We start from the raw sequence: 14,418 nt of genomic DNA, 5'->3' as shown, positions 1-14,418 counted from the left end.
CCCTGGCTGCTCTCTTAGCCCAACCAAAGGAGCACCGCCGTGACCCAGGCTTTGATCTGCATGTCCCACAGCCCGCTGCTGGAACACACCAACCCGCCGGCCGAGGTCAAGGCCGCCGTCGAGGCCGCCTTCGACCAGGTCCGCGAATTCGCCCGGGAGTTCAACCCGGACCTGGTCATCAACTTCGGCCCGGACCACTACAACGGCTTCTTCTACGACCTGATGCCCCCGTTCTGCATCGGCTACGAGGCCCTGGGCACCGGCGACTACAACTCTTGGGAAGGACCGATCAACGTCCCCACCGGAACCGCCGAGGACCTCGCCGCCTACGTGATCGACCAGGACATCGACACCGCGATCTCCCGGAAGATGGAGGTGGACCACGGCGCCGTGCAGCCGATGGAAATCATCTTCGGCGGCCTGGACAAGACACCGGTCATCCCGATCTTCGTCAACTCCGTCGCCCGGCCGTTCACCAAGGTCTCCCGGGTCCGCAAGTTCGGCCAGGCCGTGGGCGAATACTTCCGGAACACGGACAAGAAGGTCCTGTTCATCGGCTCCGGCGGGCTCTCCCACGACCCGCCGGTACCGCAGATCGCCACCGCCACCGAGGAACAGCGCGCCTTCCTCACCGAGGGCCGCCATCCCACCCCCGAAGCCCGCGCCGCCCGCGAGGCCAACACCATCAACACCGCGATCAAGTTCGCCGCCGGCGAAGCCACCATCATGGACCTGAACCCCGATTGGGACCGCGCGTTCCTGGAGGTCTGCAAGTCCGGCAACGTCGAAGCCTTCGATGCCTACAACGCCGACGACATGGACGCCGCCGCCGGACACTCCTCCCACGAGGTACGCACCTGGGTCGCCGCGTACTCCGCCCTGCGCGCCTGCGGCGAATACGACGTGACCTACGAGTTCTACCAGCCGATCAAGGAATACATCGCCGGCTTCGGCGTCACCACCGCCGTCCTCAAATAACCACCACGGCGGCAGCCGCTGAGGCTTGCTTACCTGACGACGGCGGCGGCCGGCTTCCGTACGGATGCCGGCCGCCGCCGTCGTTATTATTTGGGTTCCGTCCCCAGCCTCCGCGGCTCCAGCCCGAGGCTTGCCGCCAGTTCCTCCTCGGTTGTGCCCTCAAGCTCGTCCGCGCGGGCGAGCAGGAGGTCGATGGCCAGCCGCAGCAGGGTGTTGTCGGTGATCCGCTCCCCCGTGGTCTTTCCGTCCGGCGACTGCCTGCCGTTGTTCAGGCGCCGGGCGAGGACGGTGAGCGCGTCGGCTTGCTCGTCGTAGACCCGGGCTTCGCGACGCCGCAGCTGCAGGTACTTCGGAACTCTGTGAGTTCCAGACTCCGTTTGTTCCGGCGTCGATGCGGCGGGCGCCCCGGCTGCCCGGGCAGGCTCCGCAGCTGCCGGCGCCACCGGTGCGTCCTGCCGATTGGCCCGGATCAGCCGGCCGACGCCCTTATCCCTGGCCGCACGCGGGGCCAGTCCGGTCAGGGTACGGCGCACCGGTTCCGTCATCGTGCAGCTCCCGTTCCGGCCCGCATCTGGTCGGAGGGTGGCGCCTCGCCGGACGAAATGCGGGCGATAATCTCTTCGCCCAGGGCCTGGAAGTCCTCGGCAACCCCGACGGCGCTCTTGGAACGGGGGCCGTCATGCTGGACGTTATTGCGCCGCAGCTCCCACCATTTGGGCGCGGCAAGAACCGCCTCCTCCAGTTCGAAGGCGAGCAGCCCGCGTTCCCGGCTCTCCTGCGCGGCAGCCTCGGCATGCCTGATGGCAGTGGTGAGGACCGGCGCACCGTCGCCCAGATCCTCGCGGATACCCTCCCGCGCGGCCTCCACCACGCGGTGCGCCGAGCGGTTGACGCCGAAGAGCACCACGCCCAGCAGGTCCAGGTGCGGGTTGATGTCGATGACGGCGTCCAGCCGGCGTGCCACGTCCCGCAGCCCCTTCCGTGAGGAGGCATCCGTCTTGACCGGGATCAGCGCCCACCGGGCGGCCGCCAGCGCTGCCTGCTGCAGGGTTTCCTGGCCGGGCGGGCAGTCGACGAAAACCAAGTCATAGTCCTGCGCGACCGGGGCGAGTGCCTCCGCCAGGGCGGACTTGGCAGCCAACGGGTCTTTGCGGGCCTTCAGGGTCAGCCCCGCCGCAGCCGCGTCCAGGTGGGCGCCGCCGATGAGCACGTCCAGGTTCCGGCGGATGCCTGCCGCCGGCTGCGCCGCAGCACCGGAGACCAGAGTGCGCGAGAGGGCCAGCCCGTCGTCGTTGACCGGCTTGTGGGTGTAGCCGAGCTCTTCGGCGAGGTTGCCCTGCGGGTCCATGTCCACCAGCAGGACCCGGTAGCCGCTGGCTGCCAGCATGCCACCAAGGTTCGCGGTAATCGTTGTCTTGCCGACTCCGCCTTTGCCGTTCACGACGGCAATGACGCGCTCAAGGCCTGGCCTCATGATCCCTCCCCTGTCAGGTGGATACCACCTTGCCACCGGCGCTGCCGGGTGTCCCGACGGCGCGCCGGAAGTCTGTTAGTTCGCGAGTCCACGGCTGCCGAACTCACAGACTCCGTTAGTCAGTTACTCCGTCATCCCTCAGCCAAGACGCTGTTGCGCGGCAGCTGCCGACCCAGCGCCAGGGCCGCCGTGCGCACGGCCGGGGCCACCCGGTGCACGTCCAGATGCCCCACCTTGGCCGAGACGGACAGCGCCGCCACCAGGGCGCCGCCGGCATCCAGCACCGGGCTGGCTGCGCAGAAGCTGTCCGGTGCGGATTCGTTCCGTTCGTAGGCCACCCCGTCCGCCGCGATCTCCGCCAGGGCCTTACGCAGGGCCGCTTCGTCGGTGATGGTGTCCGGGCCGACGCGGGGCAGGCCGCCGGCGATAACCTGGTCCAGCACCTCCGGCGCGGAAAAAGCCAGCATCGCCTTTCCGACGGCGGTGGCGTGGGCCGGCAGCCGCCCGCCCACCCGGGAGGGCAGTGGCGGAGTACCCTTGCCGCGCAGGATCTCGATGTAGACCACCTCCGTGCCGTCCAGCAGAGCCAAGTGGATGGTCTGCCCGGTGGCGTTGCGCAGGTCGGCCATAAACGCGATGGCCCGCCGGCGCAGCTCCTTCGGCGTGGCCGCCAGCTGGCCGAGTTCGAACAGGGCCAGGCCAAGGCGGAGGGACTGCCCGTGGCGTTCCAGGTACTGCAGGCGTACCAGTTCCGTGGTCAGCCGCGAGACGGTGGACTTGGCCAGGCCGGTCCGCCGGGCCAGTTCCGAGACCCCGAGGGTCCGGTCCTGGACCTGGAAGGCGCCCAGGATCAGGGCGGCGCGTTCCAGCACCGAGGACGAGCTGTTCCATTCAGCGGTACGCATGATTGCAGTGTCGCGGATTGGGGCCGCACAATCAAGACCGAACACCGGCCCTTATTCAGGGGTCCGGCGCAACAGACTAGGAGCCACCGTGAACCCTGCCATCGCAAAGGACGTCCTGCAGCAGTTCGCCGACGAACTGCTCGAAGCCTCCCGGACAATGGTCCCGGTGGCACCGCTGCGGGACCGGCTGGAGGGCATGGGCCTGCAGGACGCGTACGAGATCCAGGAGGCGCAGCTGCGCCACCACCTCGCGGCGGGCCGGGTGCTGGCCGGGCGCAAGGTGGGCCTGACCTCGCTGGCGATGCAGGCCCAGCTGGGCGTGGACTCGCCGGACTTCGGCTTCTTCTTCGACGACATGGTCCACCACGAGGACGCCCGGATCCCGGCCGCCGGGTTCATCGCCCCGAAGGTCGAGCCCGAGTTCGGCTTCGTGCTCAAGGAAGACCTCTCCGGCCCCGGCGTAACCCGCGAACATGCCGCCGCCGCGATCGGCGAAGTCTACGCCGCGATCGAGATCATCGACTCGCGCATTGCCAACTGGGACATCAGGCTGGTGGACACCGTGGCGGACAACGCCTCCTGCGGCGCCATCGCCGTCGGACGCACCCCGCTGCCGGTCGCCGTCGAGGATCTGGCCGCCGTCGAATGCACGCTGCGGATCAACGGCGAGGCACGCGAATCCGGAACCGGTGCCGCCGTGATGGACGACCCTGTCGCCCCGCTGGCCTGGCTGGCCAATGTCCTGGGCGAACAGGGCGTGGCACTGAAGGCCGGACAGTTGGTGCTGCCGGGCTCCTTCACGAAGGCCCTGCCCGTGGTGGCCGGCGAATCCGCCACTGCCGACTTCGGGGACCTGGGCTCCCTGACCATCAACTTCAGCTAACTCCGGACCAAAGGACCATCCCCATGACAGTGACCAGGAAAAAGACGGCCGCGATCGTCGGCTCCGGCAACATCGGCACCGACCTGATGTTCAAGATCATGCGCCGCAGCCAGAACGTCGAGGTCAAGTACATGATCGGCATCGACCCCAACTCGGACGGACTGGCGCGCGCGGCGCGCCTGGGCGTCACCGTCTCGGCCGAGGGCGTGGACTGGCTGCTGGCCCAGGACGAACTGCCGGACTTCGTCTTCGAGTGCACCTCGGCCAAGGCGCACGCCGCCAACGCGGACAAGTACAAGGCCGCCGGCATCCACGCGATCGACCTGACCCCCGCCGCCGTCGGCCCCTACCTGGCGCCCGTGGTGAACCTGGACTCGCTGACGGACGTCATGAACGTCAACATGATCACCTGCGCCGGCCAGGCCACCACCCCGATCGTGGCCGCCGTCTCCTCGGTGGTCCCGGTCGACTACGCCGAAATCGTCGCCTCGATCGCCTCGAAGTCCGCCGGCCCGGGCACCCGCGCCAACGTGGACGAATTCACCGAAACCACCGCCAAGGCCCTGGAAGTCATCGGCGGCGCCAAGCGCGGCAAGGCGATCATCATCATCAACCCGGTGGAGCCGCCGATGATCATGCGCAACACTATCTACTGCGCCATCCCGGCCGAGGCCGCCGAGCCCGGCCAGACCCAGGACGCCATCCGCACCGCCATCGACGAGGCCGCCGCGAAGATCCGCGACTACGTGCCCGGCTACGAGCTGCGCGTCGAACCGCAGTTCGACACCGCCCGCGAGGACTGGAACGGCAACGGCCGCGTGGGCGTGTGGGTCCAGGTCAAGGGCGCCGCCGACTACCTGCCCGAATACGCCGGCAACCTGGACATCATCACCGCCGCCGCCACCCGCACCGCAGACCTGCTGGCCGAGCGCATCGACGCCGCCGCCGAGACCATTGGAGCAAACGCATGAGCACCGCCGCCGAATACAGTGTCCGTCTGACCGACACGACCCTGCGCGACGGCTCGCACGCGATGAGCCACAAGTTCACGGTCGGCCACGTGCGCTCCACCGTGCGCGCCCTGGACGACGCCGGCGTGAAGGTCATCGAGGTCACCCACGGCGACGGGCTGGGCGGCTCCTCGTTCAACTACGGCTTCTCGCTGACCCCGGAGCTGGAGCTGGTCCGCGCCGCCGTGGACGAAGCCAAGCAGGCCAAGATCGCCGTGCTCATGCTCCCGGGCCTGGGCACCATCCACGACCTGAACCAGGCACACGAGGCCGGCGCGTCCGTGGCCCGCATCGCCACGCACTGCACCGAGGCCGACATCTCGATCCAGCACTTCCAGCACGCCCGCAAGCTGGGCATGGAAACCGTGGGCTTCCTGATGCTCTCGCACCGGGTCTCCCCCGAGGAACTGGCCAAGCAGGGCCGGATCATGGCCGACGCCGGCTGCCAGTGCGTCTACGTGGTGGACTCTGCCGGCGCGCTGATCCTCGAGGACGTCTCCGACCGCGTCTCCGCCCTGGTCGCCGAGCTCGGTTCCGACGCGCAGGTGGGCTTCCACGGCCACCAGAACATGAGCTTCGGCGTGGCCAACTCCGTGTTCGCCGTGCGCGCCGGGGCCCGGCAGATCGACGGCACCCTGGTCGCCCTGGGCGCCGGCGCCGGCAACTCCCCCACCGAAGTGCTCGCCGCCGCCTTCGACCGCCTCGGGATCAACACCGGCGTGGACGTGCAGGGCCTGATGGCCGCCGCCGAAGACGTGGTCAAGCCCTACATCACCCGCATGCCGGTGATGGACCGTGCGTCCATCATGCAGGGCTACGCCGGGGTCTACTCCTCCTTCCTGATCCACGCCGAGCGCGCCGCCGACCGTTACGGCGTCCCGGCTTGGAAGATCCTCGAAGAGGTCGGCAAGGCCGGCTACGTCGGCGGCCAGGAAGACATGATCGTCGACGTCGCGGTGCAGCTGGCGGGCGCGAACGCGTAACCACCGGCACCGGGGTTAGCCTCGCGGCAGCCGGAAGGGCCGTCATCCACAAGGGTGGATGACGGCCCTTCTGTATGTCCGGGTTATCCACACCTCCGGCCGGAGGGCTGGTGGCGCCGTGTGCGGGAGGTCAGGGTGGTAGCAGCGCAGCACCTCCAACGGAAGGGCACCAGCATGGGACGGAATGCTCGACGGCGTCATGGCGGCCCCCGTGCCCGGGGGTACCGCCCGCCGGCGTCGATCGCGGCCGCCGAAACCGGCGCCCTCGCACCCGAATTCAGAGCCTGGTTCGGCAACGGCGGTCCGCAGGAGGATCAGTCCGCCATCATGGCGTACGTCCAAACAGTCCTGGCGGTCCATCGTGAGCTTCGGCCACGCACCAGCGCCACCTCGTTCACCGCCCTTGGCATCGAGGCCGCGGTCTGCCTGTCCGTCGACTCCTTCTGCGCGGGGGACGATTACTTCTATATGCCGTTTGTGACCTCGATGTCAGTGTTCACCAACTTCCTGGAGCAGACCGGCCGGTGGACGGGTACGGACGAGCAGTTGCAGGAACTGAGGATCTTCTACCGGCGGGCGCACCTGGGGTACGCCGCGCTCGGGCCCGTCCGCGGCTTCGACTGGACTGAGCCGGACCAGTCCGAGCGGCTGGAGCTCCTCGCCGGGCTGCCGGTGACGCTGCGGGCTGACCGGCTGCTCGCCGCGCTGGTGACACGCCTTCGGGATGACCCCACGCTCCCGTGGCGGCAGGCGGTCCGGGCCGCTGCTGCCCTGGGTGCCCCGAGTGCCCCGGCAGGAGAACACGTACTGGCCGAGGTGTTCACGACCCTGAGGGGACTGGGCCTCGGTTCCTTCTCCGGCACCGCGGACCAGTTGGCCGAAATCCGCCAAACAATGAACGACGGCGACGCCGACGACCGTCTGGAACTGCTGGAGATGCTCGCCTACACATTCTTCGAAGTCGCCTTCAGCATCGGCTGTGCCGTTACCGACCGGGACGAGGACAGCACAGGATATGCACTGGGCCGGCTCCTGGCACAGGCAGCTTCGACCACCGGCTCGGTGTCGCGGCTGGTCCTCTCGAATCCGGGCGTGCTGGTTCCAGCCGGTCAAACCGAGGAAACCACCAAGCTTTACGCAGAGGTAGGCCGGCAGCTTGAGTATCTGCATGGACTGGGCCTGGTGGTGCTCGGAAAGGACATCGCCGTTCCCCTCGCCCTGCGGCGGGCAGTCCTCGAGGCCTGGGAGGATGTGAGGCGCGATTCCCTGGCATCCTGACCGTGTTAGGTAGCTACAATTAGTTTGGAACTGTAGCCACCAAGGAGCACACTTGGGCATCGGAATCAGGGACTTAAAGAACCACTTGAGCCGGCACATTGCCGAGGTCGTGCGCAACGGCACACCGATCACGATTACGGATCGTGGAAAACCGGTTGCGCGTCTGGCCCCGCTCGAGGGGGACAGCGTGCTCGAAAAGCTCATCGCCGACGGAACCGTGACCCGGCCCCACGGACCCAAACGGCAGGTCGGCGAGCCGCTTGTCATCGAGGGAACGGTCAGCGACTTGGTGACCGGGCAGCGTGAATGATCACGTACTGGGATACGTCCGCCTTCGTCCCGCTCCTTGTCCTCGAGCCTGGCTCGGCCGCGTGTCGCCGGCTCTGGCACGCCACTGATGTTCCCCTGGCAACGAGGCTGCTGTTCGTTGAGACGGCTGCCGCGCTGGAGCAGGCGCATCGGATTGGCCGGATTGGCGGAGGCCAGCTCCGCATCCTGATGGCGGAGCTGGAGTCCTACTGGGACAGCTTCGGGATTGTCGAATTGGATGACAAGTTGATGCGGGCGTCGGCGAAGGCAGCCGGACGGTTTGCCCTGCGCGGCTACGATGCGGTCCACTGTGCCGCCGGACTGGCCGTATCCCGTGATCCCGCTGCGGTGCTCATTTCCGGAGACTCTAGGCTTCTCGCGGCCTGGCAGGCGTCAGGTGCCGCGACGGCCGACACGGCACCAAGGTAAGTCCTACCGGACTGCGCCGCTTCCCGTTCCCTGCCCAGTTAGGATCGGAGGACAGGGACAACGGAGGGAAACCAGATGGCGGAAGGTGTCCCGGGCGGGCACTTCGGGCCCACCCGGCAGGTACCGGCCCTCGCCCGCACTGAGGTGGCAGCCGGCGGTGTCGGCGTGGTCGAACACCCGCTGCGCGCTCCGGGGCCAGCGGACGTGGAGCTGACCATCACGCTCTGCGGCCTGTGCGGCGCCGACATCGTGATCTACCGGGCGGACCCGGCCTTCGACTGGGTCCGGCCCGGGACGGTGCTGGGCCAGGAGGCCGTCGGCGTGGTCTCGGCCACCGGCCTGCTCGTACCGGACTGGCCCGCCCCTGGAACCCGGGTCGTCCCGCTGGCCGTGATCGGCTGCGGCCGCTGCGAGGCCTGTGCCGCCGACCGGCCGGAAGACTGCCGATGGCGCAGTTCGCTGGGCCTGGGCCGGCACGGTGCTGCTGCCGGCCGCACCATCGTCCCGTGGCGGAGCCTGCTGCCGGTTCCCGACAGCCTTCCGGACACGACGGCGGTGCTCGCCGAACCGACATCCATCGCCTGGCGCGCGGCCAGCGTCGTCGGCAGGACCGGCCCCGGGGACAGAGTGGCGGTATCCACCACCCGTGCCGTTGGACTGCTCGCCGCCCTGATCGCCCAAAGCCGGGGCGCCGACGTCGTCATGTTCGGCCGGGACGGTCCGAAGCACAAGAGCCGCCGCGAGCTGGCTGAAAGGCTGGGTCTGCGCGCCACCATGTCCCTGGAACCGGACAGCATCGACATCTGGATCGAGGCCTCGGGTTCCGGCAAGCAGCTGGCCACCGCCGTCGATGCGCTGCGGCCCGGCGGCCGCCTGGTGCTGGTCGCGCTGTATGCCACCGGCGCACAACAGCCAGTCAGCACCCTGCCCGGCAAGAAGCTCACGGTGCTGACCAGCTACTCCTCCAACCGCGCGGACTACGAGGCGGCACTGGAGTTCCTGACCACCGTGCCCCGGCTTGGGGACGAACTGGTCAGCGTCTATCCGATGAGCCGAGCGGTCGAGGCGCTGCACGATGCGGCCGAGGGGTCGGCAGCGGACGGCAGCGCACTGTTCAAGGCAGTGCTGCAGCCCAATCCCTGACCCCTCCTTCATCCACCCCCATTCGCCACCCCGTAGGCTTGCCACTTAACGACCTTCTTGGCCTTGAAAAGGTCGGTCGGAGCTGAGAGTCAGACGGCGGACTGCTGGCGCAGCTGTTGGGTGATCTTGTGGGCTTCTTCCAGCAGCAGCCTGCCCAGGAACTGCTGCCGCTCCGGACGGAACCGCTGCTCGATCCCGGTCAGGGACAGGGCCCAGGCCGGACGGTCGTTGCGGTCGAAAACAGCCGCGCCCATCCCCCAGCTGCCTTCCAGAATCAGGCCGGGGTTCACCGCATAGCCGTCCCGCCGGGTCTGCGCCAGGATCCCCCGGATAGTCTCCGGCGTGTGGCCGGGGCCGAACCGGCCTTCGCGGGACGCGGTGTCCGCCAGCAGCCGGTCCACTTCGTCGTCGGGCAGGAATGCGAGGATGGCCAGTCCTGCCGACCCCACGCCGAGCGGCAGCCGCAGCCCTTCGTGCAGCACGAAGGAGCGCAGCGGAAAGCTGCCCTCCTCGCGGACCAGGCACACGGTTTCATCACCGCGGCGGATCGACAGGAACGCGCTTTCGCCGGTCTCGTCCGCCAGCCGGCGCAGGCCCGGCCGGGCCAGGTCCTCGATCGCGAACCGGCCGGCGGCCACGGTGCCCATCACATAGAGCTCCGGACCCAGGTACCAGGTACCGGACTCGGCATTGTGGTCCAGCAGGCCTTCCGCCGCGAGCGCGGCCAACAGCCGGTACACGGTGGGACGGGTCAGTCCGGAGGCCCTGACGATTTCCGGCAGCGATGCACCGGCGTCGGCTGAGCGCGCCACAATGCGCAGCAGCAGCGCCACCCGGCCGACTACCTGCGTGCCCTGCACCTGCTGTCCCGCCATGCTTCCCCTTTCTTATTTCCACATTATGGACAGCTTATCGAAGACTGTCCACGCTGTGAATAGGAGATTCTATGACCCATTGACGCTACTTCGGGACCGCGGATAGGCTGCGGGGAGATTCAGGGTCCACAACATGGACAGCAACGCGTGGATGATTGCAACTGCCTGCCGGACCCCCCAACTCTCAACGAGGAGCAGAACATGTCAAAGCTTTCCGCAGATCCGGCGGCGGCACTTCGGGATGTGCTGAGCGATGGGATCACCATCGCCGTCGGCGGCTTCGGCCTGTCCGGTATTCCGGCGGACCTGATCGACGCGGTCCGGGATTCGGGCGTGCGGGACCTGACCATCGTGTCCAACAACATGGGTGTGGACGGCAAGGGCCTGGGCGTGCTGATCGAGTCCGGCCAGGTGAAAAAGGTGCTGGCCTCCTACGTGGGCGAGAACAGGCTCTTCGCCGAGCAGTTCCTGGCCGGCAGCCTGGAGGTCGAGTTCAACCCGCAGGGCACCCTGGCCGAGCGGCTGCGCGCCGGCGGCGCCGGGATCCCGGCCTTCTACACCAGGACCGGCGTCGGCACGCAGATCGCCGAGGGCAAGCCGCATGAGACGTTCGACGGCGAACTGTACGTCCAGGAACGCGGCATCGTTGCCGACGTCGCCCTGGTCCACGCGCACACCGCGGACACCGACGGCAACCTCGTCTACCGGTACACCGCCCGGAACTTCAACCCGGTGGTGGCCACCGCCGGCAAGGTCACGGTTGCCGAGGCCGAGGTCATCGTGCCGGCCGGGGAACTGCACCCGGACCACATCGTGACCCCCGGGGTCTACGTCCAGCGCCTGGTGCAGGCCTCCGGCCGCACCAAGGACATCGAGCAGCGCACCGTCCGCCCCCGCCCCGCCGCCGTCGGCGCCTGAGGCACCCCAACTTTAAGGAGAAGAACCATGGCCTGGACCCGGGACGAAATGGCGGCCATCGCCGCCACCGAACTGAACGACGGCGACTACGTCAACCTCGGCATCGGCATCCCCACGCTGGTAGCCAACAACCTCCCCGACGGCGTGCGGGTCACCCTGCAGTCCGAGAACGGCCTGCTCGGCATGGGCCCGTTCCCGTACGAGGGCGAGGAGGATCCGGATTTGATCAACGCCGGCAAGCAGACCGTGACCATCCTGCCCGGCGGTTCGATCTTCGATTCGGCCACCAGCTTCGGCATGATCCGCGGCGGCCACGTCAAGGTCGCCATCCTCGGTGCCATGCAGGTCTCCGGGGCCGGGGACCTGGCCAACTGGACCATCCCCGGCAAGATGGTCAAGGGCATGGGCGGGGCGATGGACCTGGTCGCCGGCACCCCGCGCGTGGTGGTGCTCACCGAACACACGGCCAAGGACGGCAGCCCGAAGATCGTGGCCGAGTGCACCCTGCCGCTGACCGGCGTGGGAGTGGTGGACCGGATCATCACCGACCTGGCCGTGTTCGACATCGACGACGACGGCGGGACGCCCCGGCTGGTCCTGTCCCGGCTGGCGCCGGGCGTAAGTCTGGACGAGGTGCGGGAGAAGACCGAACCGGACTTCGCCCTCTCCCCCGACCTTGAAGCAGCATTCGACTCCGGCCGCGAGGCCGCCTTGGAAGGAACCCGCTCATGAGCCTGAAGGAAGAGTTCGGCACCGACATCCTGCTCACCGGCTGGAGCCACAGCCCGTTCGGCAAGCTCGCCGACCAGACGCTGGAATCCCTGATTGTCACCGTGGCGGCCGAGGCCATCACCAATGCCGGCCTCGAGCCGGGTCAGATCGACGAGATCTACCTGGGCCAGTTCAACTCCGGCCTGGTGCCCCTGGCCTTCGCCTCCTCGCTGGCCCTGCAGGTCGCCGACGAACTGGCCAACGTGCCGGCCACCCGGGTGGAGAACGCCTGCGCCTCCGGCTCGGCCGCCTTCCAGCAGGGCGCCAAGGCGCTGCTGGCCGGCACCGCCAGGAACGTGCTGGTGATCGGGGCCGAGAAAATGACCCACGCCGGCGCGGACGCGGTCGGCGCGGCCCTGCTCGGGGCGGCCTACGAAACCGCGGGCAAGGCCTCCACCACCGGCTTCGCCGGCCTCTTCGCCGAGACCGCCCGGCACTACGAAAAGCAGTACGGCGAAATCGGGGACGTGCTCGGCTCGATCGCGGCCAAGAATCACCGCAACGGCGTGGCCAACCCCTACGCCCAGCTGCGCCGCGACCTCGGCGAGGAGTTCTGCCGCACCGTCTCGGAGAAGAACCCGGTCGTGGCCGACCCGCTGCGCCGCACCGACTGCTCGCCGGTCTCCGACGGCGCCGCCGCGCTCGTGCTCACCGCCGGCACCGCCGCGGCGTCGGCGGCCACCGCCCCGGTGCGCCTGGCCGGCTTCGGCCAGGCCAACGACTTCCTGCCCGCCGCCAAGCGCGACCCGCTCGAATTCGCCGGGTCCCGGGCCGCCTGGGCCCGCGCCCTGGGCATGGCCGGGATCGGCCTGGACGAGCTGGACCTCGCCGAGGTGCACGACTGCTTCACCATCGCCGAACTGATCATGTACGAGGTCATGGGACTCACCGAACGCGGCCAGGGCCGGCGCGCCATCGAGGAAGGCCTCGTCTACCGGGACGGCAGGCTGCCGGTCAACCTCTCCGGCGGACTCAAGGCCAAGGGCCACCCGGTGGGCGCCACCGGCGTCTCCCAGCACGTGGTCACCGCCATGCAGCTGACCGGTACCGCCGGGGAGATGCAGCTGCCCGGTGCCCGGCGGGCCGCCGTGCACAACATGGGCGGACTCGCCGTCGCCAACTACGTCAGCGTGCTCGAAGCCGTCTAAAGAGTTGGGGTGCGGGAGCACCCCAATCGCTACGCCGCGGCGTCGTCGGTGGACGGAAGCGAATAGGAACGCGCGGCCCTGGCTCCGGCCAGGGCCGCCGCCGCGATGGTCACCAGTGCGCCGAGGATCAGCGCCGCGGCCTCGCCGGGGAGCAGCAGCCGGCTGCCGATCGCCACCGCCGCGACCGGCACGCCCAGCTGCGAGGCAGAGAGCGCGCCCAGCGGCAGCGGCTGGCCCAGGAACCGGGTGGCGCAATGGACAAGCAGGGCGCCGGCCCCCAGCGCCAGCCCGAGCAGGACCATGTCCGGATGCTGGCCCAGGTCACGCAGGTTCAGCGAGGCCCCGAGCCAGACGAAGAATACCGGACCGAGGAAGCCGTCGCTGACCGCGAATAGCTGGTGGGCCAGCCGCCGCGGTTCGCCCACGGCCGAGACGACCAGGCCGAAGGAAAAGCCGGCGAACAAGATGGAGGTGTGGCTGAAGACGGCCAGCCCTGCCAGCGCAAAAAGAATGGCCAGCTGGAGCCGCAGTTCGAGCGCGAACCTCCGCTCCTCGGACAAGTGGTGCATGCGCCGGCGGCCGCCGCTGAGTTCAAAGCGGCGCAGGATAACGAACAGCACTGCGGCGCAGGCGGCCACCGCGAGCGTGCCGAGCGCCGCACGCGGTGCATGCGGCGGATCGATCGCCAGCGGCAGGGCCACGATCGCCGCGATGTCCGCGAGCGCCACCTGTGCGGTCAGGGCCAGCACCTGGACGCCGCCCAGCCGCAGCGAATCGATGATCGGCAGCACCAGGGCGGCCGAGGACGAGGCCAGCAGCACGATGTAGAGCGGCGCGTGCCCGGTGCCGAAGCCGGCCGCAATGCCCCAGCCGACCGCGACGGCGAAGAGTGCCGCCGCGGCCGCGCGCAGCGCACCGCTGCCCAGCGCCGGGCGGATCAGACGGTCCCGGACCGGTACATGGGAGCCGGCCACGAACATCACCAAGGCGAAGCCGAGGTCGGCCAGGAAGGTGAACGTCGGGTCCGAGCTGTCCACCAACTGCAGGCCGGACCGGCCGATGGCGATGCCGGCCAGTAGTTCGCCCAGGACCACCGGCAGGTGCCAGCGCCGCGGCAGCGCGAGCAGCGGCCCCAGCAGTGCGACGACGGCGATCAGCGCCAAGCCCGGGAATCCCACCTAGGATTCCTCCCCTGCCTGCTTGGTCGGCATAGGCAACCTCCCGACAACGGCCCCGCCGGGACCAGTTCCTGGATCGAGGATAGTCCCGGCGGGGCCGGAAACCGCGCAGCCCGCCGGCCACGGTCACGGCCCA

General features: G+C 69.0%; 16 protein-coding genes. 11 read left to right on the top strand and 5 right to left on the bottom strand.

Annotated features, from left to right (window positions below):
* Positions 1-39 precede the first annotated feature (39 nt).
* The gene (locus LVY72_RS04165; RefSeq protein WP_237818215.1) at positions 40-978 is read left to right on the top strand and encodes a 3-carboxyethylcatechol 2,3-dioxygenase; all 939 of its coding nucleotides are present in this window, start codon (positions 40-42) and stop codon (positions 976-978) included.
* An 86-nt stretch (positions 979-1,064) separates the two neighbouring features.
* Here LVY72_RS04165 and LVY72_RS04160 read toward each other — a convergent pair whose 3' ends face one another.
* From LVY72_RS04160 to LVY72_RS04150, 3 genes are all read right to left on the bottom strand, one after another.
* Positions 1,065-1,523, bottom strand: coding sequence for a hypothetical protein (locus LVY72_RS04160; protein WP_237818214.1), 459 nt, complete (start codon positions 1,521-1,523; stop codon positions 1,065-1,067).
* Positions 1,520-2,452: a ParA family protein gene (locus LVY72_RS04155; protein WP_237818213.1), complete on the bottom strand. Its 933-nt coding sequence runs from the start codon at positions 2,450-2,452 to the stop codon at positions 1,520-1,522. The genes LVY72_RS04160 and LVY72_RS04155 overlap by 4 nt, the downstream gene beginning before the upstream one ends.
* 131 nt (positions 2,453-2,583) lie before the next feature.
* Positions 2,584-3,357 (bottom strand): IclR family transcriptional regulator, encoded by a 774-nt coding sequence (locus LVY72_RS04150; RefSeq protein WP_237818212.1) that lies wholly within the window; start codon positions 3,355-3,357, stop codon positions 2,584-2,586.
* 88 nt (positions 3,358-3,445) lie between these two features.
* Between LVY72_RS04150 and LVY72_RS04145 the strand changes: the two genes are divergently transcribed.
* From LVY72_RS04145 to LVY72_RS04115, 7 genes are all read left to right on the top strand, one after another.
* On the top strand, positions 3,446-4,240 hold the full coding sequence (locus LVY72_RS04145) for a 2-keto-4-pentenoate hydratase (RefSeq protein ID WP_237818211.1): 795 nt from the start codon (positions 3,446-3,448) through the stop codon (positions 4,238-4,240).
* A 23-nt stretch (positions 4,241-4,263) separates the two neighbouring features.
* Positions 4,264-5,211 (top strand): acetaldehyde dehydrogenase (acetylating), encoded by a 948-nt coding sequence (locus LVY72_RS04140; RefSeq protein ID WP_237818210.1) that lies wholly within the window; start codon positions 4,264-4,266, stop codon positions 5,209-5,211.
* On the top strand, positions 5,208-6,233 hold the full coding sequence (dmpG, locus tag LVY72_RS04135) for a 4-hydroxy-2-oxovalerate aldolase (protein ID WP_237818209.1): 1,026 nt from the start codon (positions 5,208-5,210) through the stop codon (positions 6,231-6,233). Before LVY72_RS04140 ends, dmpG begins: the two co-directional genes overlap by 4 nt.
* Positions 6,234-6,407: 174 nt before the next feature.
* Positions 6,408-7,511, top strand: a complete 1,104-nt coding sequence (locus tag LVY72_RS04130; RefSeq protein WP_237818208.1) for a hypothetical protein — start codon at positions 6,408-6,410, stop codon at positions 7,509-7,511.
* A gap of 52 nt (positions 7,512-7,563) precedes the next feature.
* Positions 7,564-7,821, top strand: coding sequence for a type II toxin-antitoxin system Phd/YefM family antitoxin (locus LVY72_RS04125; protein WP_237818207.1), 258 nt, complete (start codon positions 7,564-7,566; stop codon positions 7,819-7,821).
* Entirely contained in the window at positions 7,818-8,249 is a 432-nt protein-coding gene (locus LVY72_RS04120) for a type II toxin-antitoxin system VapC family toxin (protein WP_237818206.1), read from the top strand. Before LVY72_RS04125 ends, LVY72_RS04120 begins: the two co-directional genes overlap by 4 nt.
* Positions 8,250-8,324: 75 nt before the next feature.
* The gene (locus LVY72_RS04115) at positions 8,325-9,392 is read left to right on the top strand and encodes an alcohol dehydrogenase catalytic domain-containing protein (protein WP_237818205.1); all 1,068 of its coding nucleotides are present in this window, start codon (positions 8,325-8,327) and stop codon (positions 9,390-9,392) included.
* Between the two features lie 89 nt (positions 9,393-9,481).
* On the opposite strand, the gene LVY72_RS04110 is transcribed toward LVY72_RS04115, so the two are convergent.
* Positions 9,482-10,267 carry an IclR family transcriptional regulator gene (locus LVY72_RS04110; protein WP_237818204.1) on the bottom strand — a complete coding sequence of 262 codons (786 nt, stop codon included), beginning with the start codon at positions 10,265-10,267 and terminating at the stop codon, positions 9,482-9,484.
* A 201-nt stretch (positions 10,268-10,468) separates the two neighbouring features.
* On the opposite strand from LVY72_RS04110, the gene LVY72_RS04105 reads away from it, so the two are divergent.
* Genes LVY72_RS04105 through LVY72_RS04095 form a run of 3 tightly spaced genes read left to right on the top strand, consistent with a single transcriptional unit; the run spans position 10,469 to position 13,104 of the window.
* A complete protein-coding gene (locus LVY72_RS04105) occupies positions 10,469-11,185 on the top strand; it encodes a CoA transferase subunit A (RefSeq protein WP_237818203.1) in 717 nt (238 codons plus the stop codon).
* 27 nt (positions 11,186-11,212) lie between these two features.
* Entirely contained in the window at positions 11,213-11,917 is a 705-nt protein-coding gene (locus tag LVY72_RS04100) for a CoA transferase subunit B (protein ID WP_237818202.1), read from the top strand.
* Positions 11,914-13,104 (top strand): acetyl-CoA acetyltransferase, encoded by a 1,191-nt coding sequence (locus LVY72_RS04095; protein WP_237818201.1) that lies wholly within the window; start codon positions 11,914-11,916, stop codon positions 13,102-13,104. Before LVY72_RS04100 ends, LVY72_RS04095 begins: the two co-directional genes overlap by 4 nt.
* A 29-nt stretch (positions 13,105-13,133) precedes the next feature.
* Here LVY72_RS04095 and LVY72_RS04090 read toward each other — a convergent pair whose 3' ends face one another.
* Entirely contained in the window at positions 13,134-14,282 is a 1,149-nt protein-coding gene (locus LVY72_RS04090; RefSeq protein WP_237818200.1) for a cation:proton antiporter, read from the bottom strand.
* Between the last annotated feature and the right edge of the window lie 136 nt (positions 14,283-14,418).

The organism is Arthrobacter hankyongi, from assembly GCF_022012395.1.
In the GTDB taxonomy this organism is placed as follows: Bacteria; Actinomycetota; Actinomycetes; order Actinomycetales; family Micrococcaceae; genus Crystallibacter; species Crystallibacter hankyongi.
The sequence above is the reverse complement of the archived record's forward strand: the minus strand, read 5'-3'. Positions and strand labels throughout refer to the sequence as shown.

Excerpts from the sequence above, each read along its gene's own strand:
- LVY72_RS04140 (WP_237818210.1), top strand. The coding sequence starts at position 4,264 with ATGACAGTGACCAGGAAAAAGACGGCCGCGATCGTCGGCTCCGGCAAC.
- LVY72_RS04105 (WP_237818203.1), top strand. The coding sequence starts at position 10,469 with ATGTCAAAGCTTTCCGCAGATCCGGCGGCGGCACTTCGGGATGTGCTG.
- LVY72_RS04120 (WP_237818206.1), top strand. The coding sequence starts at position 7,818 with ATGATCACGTACTGGGATACGTCCGCCTTCGTCCCGCTCCTTGTCCTC.
- LVY72_RS04095 (WP_237818201.1), top strand. The coding sequence starts at position 11,914 with ATGAGCCTGAAGGAAGAGTTCGGCACCGACATCCTGCTCACCGGCTGG.
- LVY72_RS04110 (WP_237818204.1), bottom strand. The coding sequence starts at position 10,267 with ATGGCGGGACAGCAGGTGCAGGGCACGCAGGTAGTCGGCCGGGTGGCG.
- LVY72_RS04160 (WP_237818214.1), bottom strand. The coding sequence starts at position 1,523 with ATGACGGAACCGGTGCGCCGTACCCTGACCGGACTGGCCCCGCGTGCG.
- LVY72_RS04150 (WP_237818212.1), bottom strand. The coding sequence starts at position 3,357 with ATGCGTACCGCTGAATGGAACAGCTCGTCCTCGGTGCTGGAACGCGCC.
- LVY72_RS04115 (WP_237818205.1), top strand. The coding sequence starts at position 8,325 with ATGGCGGAAGGTGTCCCGGGCGGGCACTTCGGGCCCACCCGGCAGGTA.
- dmpG (WP_237818209.1), top strand. The coding sequence starts at position 5,208 with ATGAGCACCGCCGCCGAATACAGTGTCCGTCTGACCGACACGACCCTG.
- LVY72_RS04155 (WP_237818213.1), bottom strand. The coding sequence starts at position 2,452 with ATGAGGCCAGGCCTTGAGCGCGTCATTGCCGTCGTGAACGGCAAAGGC.
- LVY72_RS04100 (WP_237818202.1), top strand. The coding sequence starts at position 11,213 with ATGGCCTGGACCCGGGACGAAATGGCGGCCATCGCCGCCACCGAACTG.
- LVY72_RS04130 (WP_237818208.1), top strand. The coding sequence starts at position 6,408 with ATGGGACGGAATGCTCGACGGCGTCATGGCGGCCCCCGTGCCCGGGGG.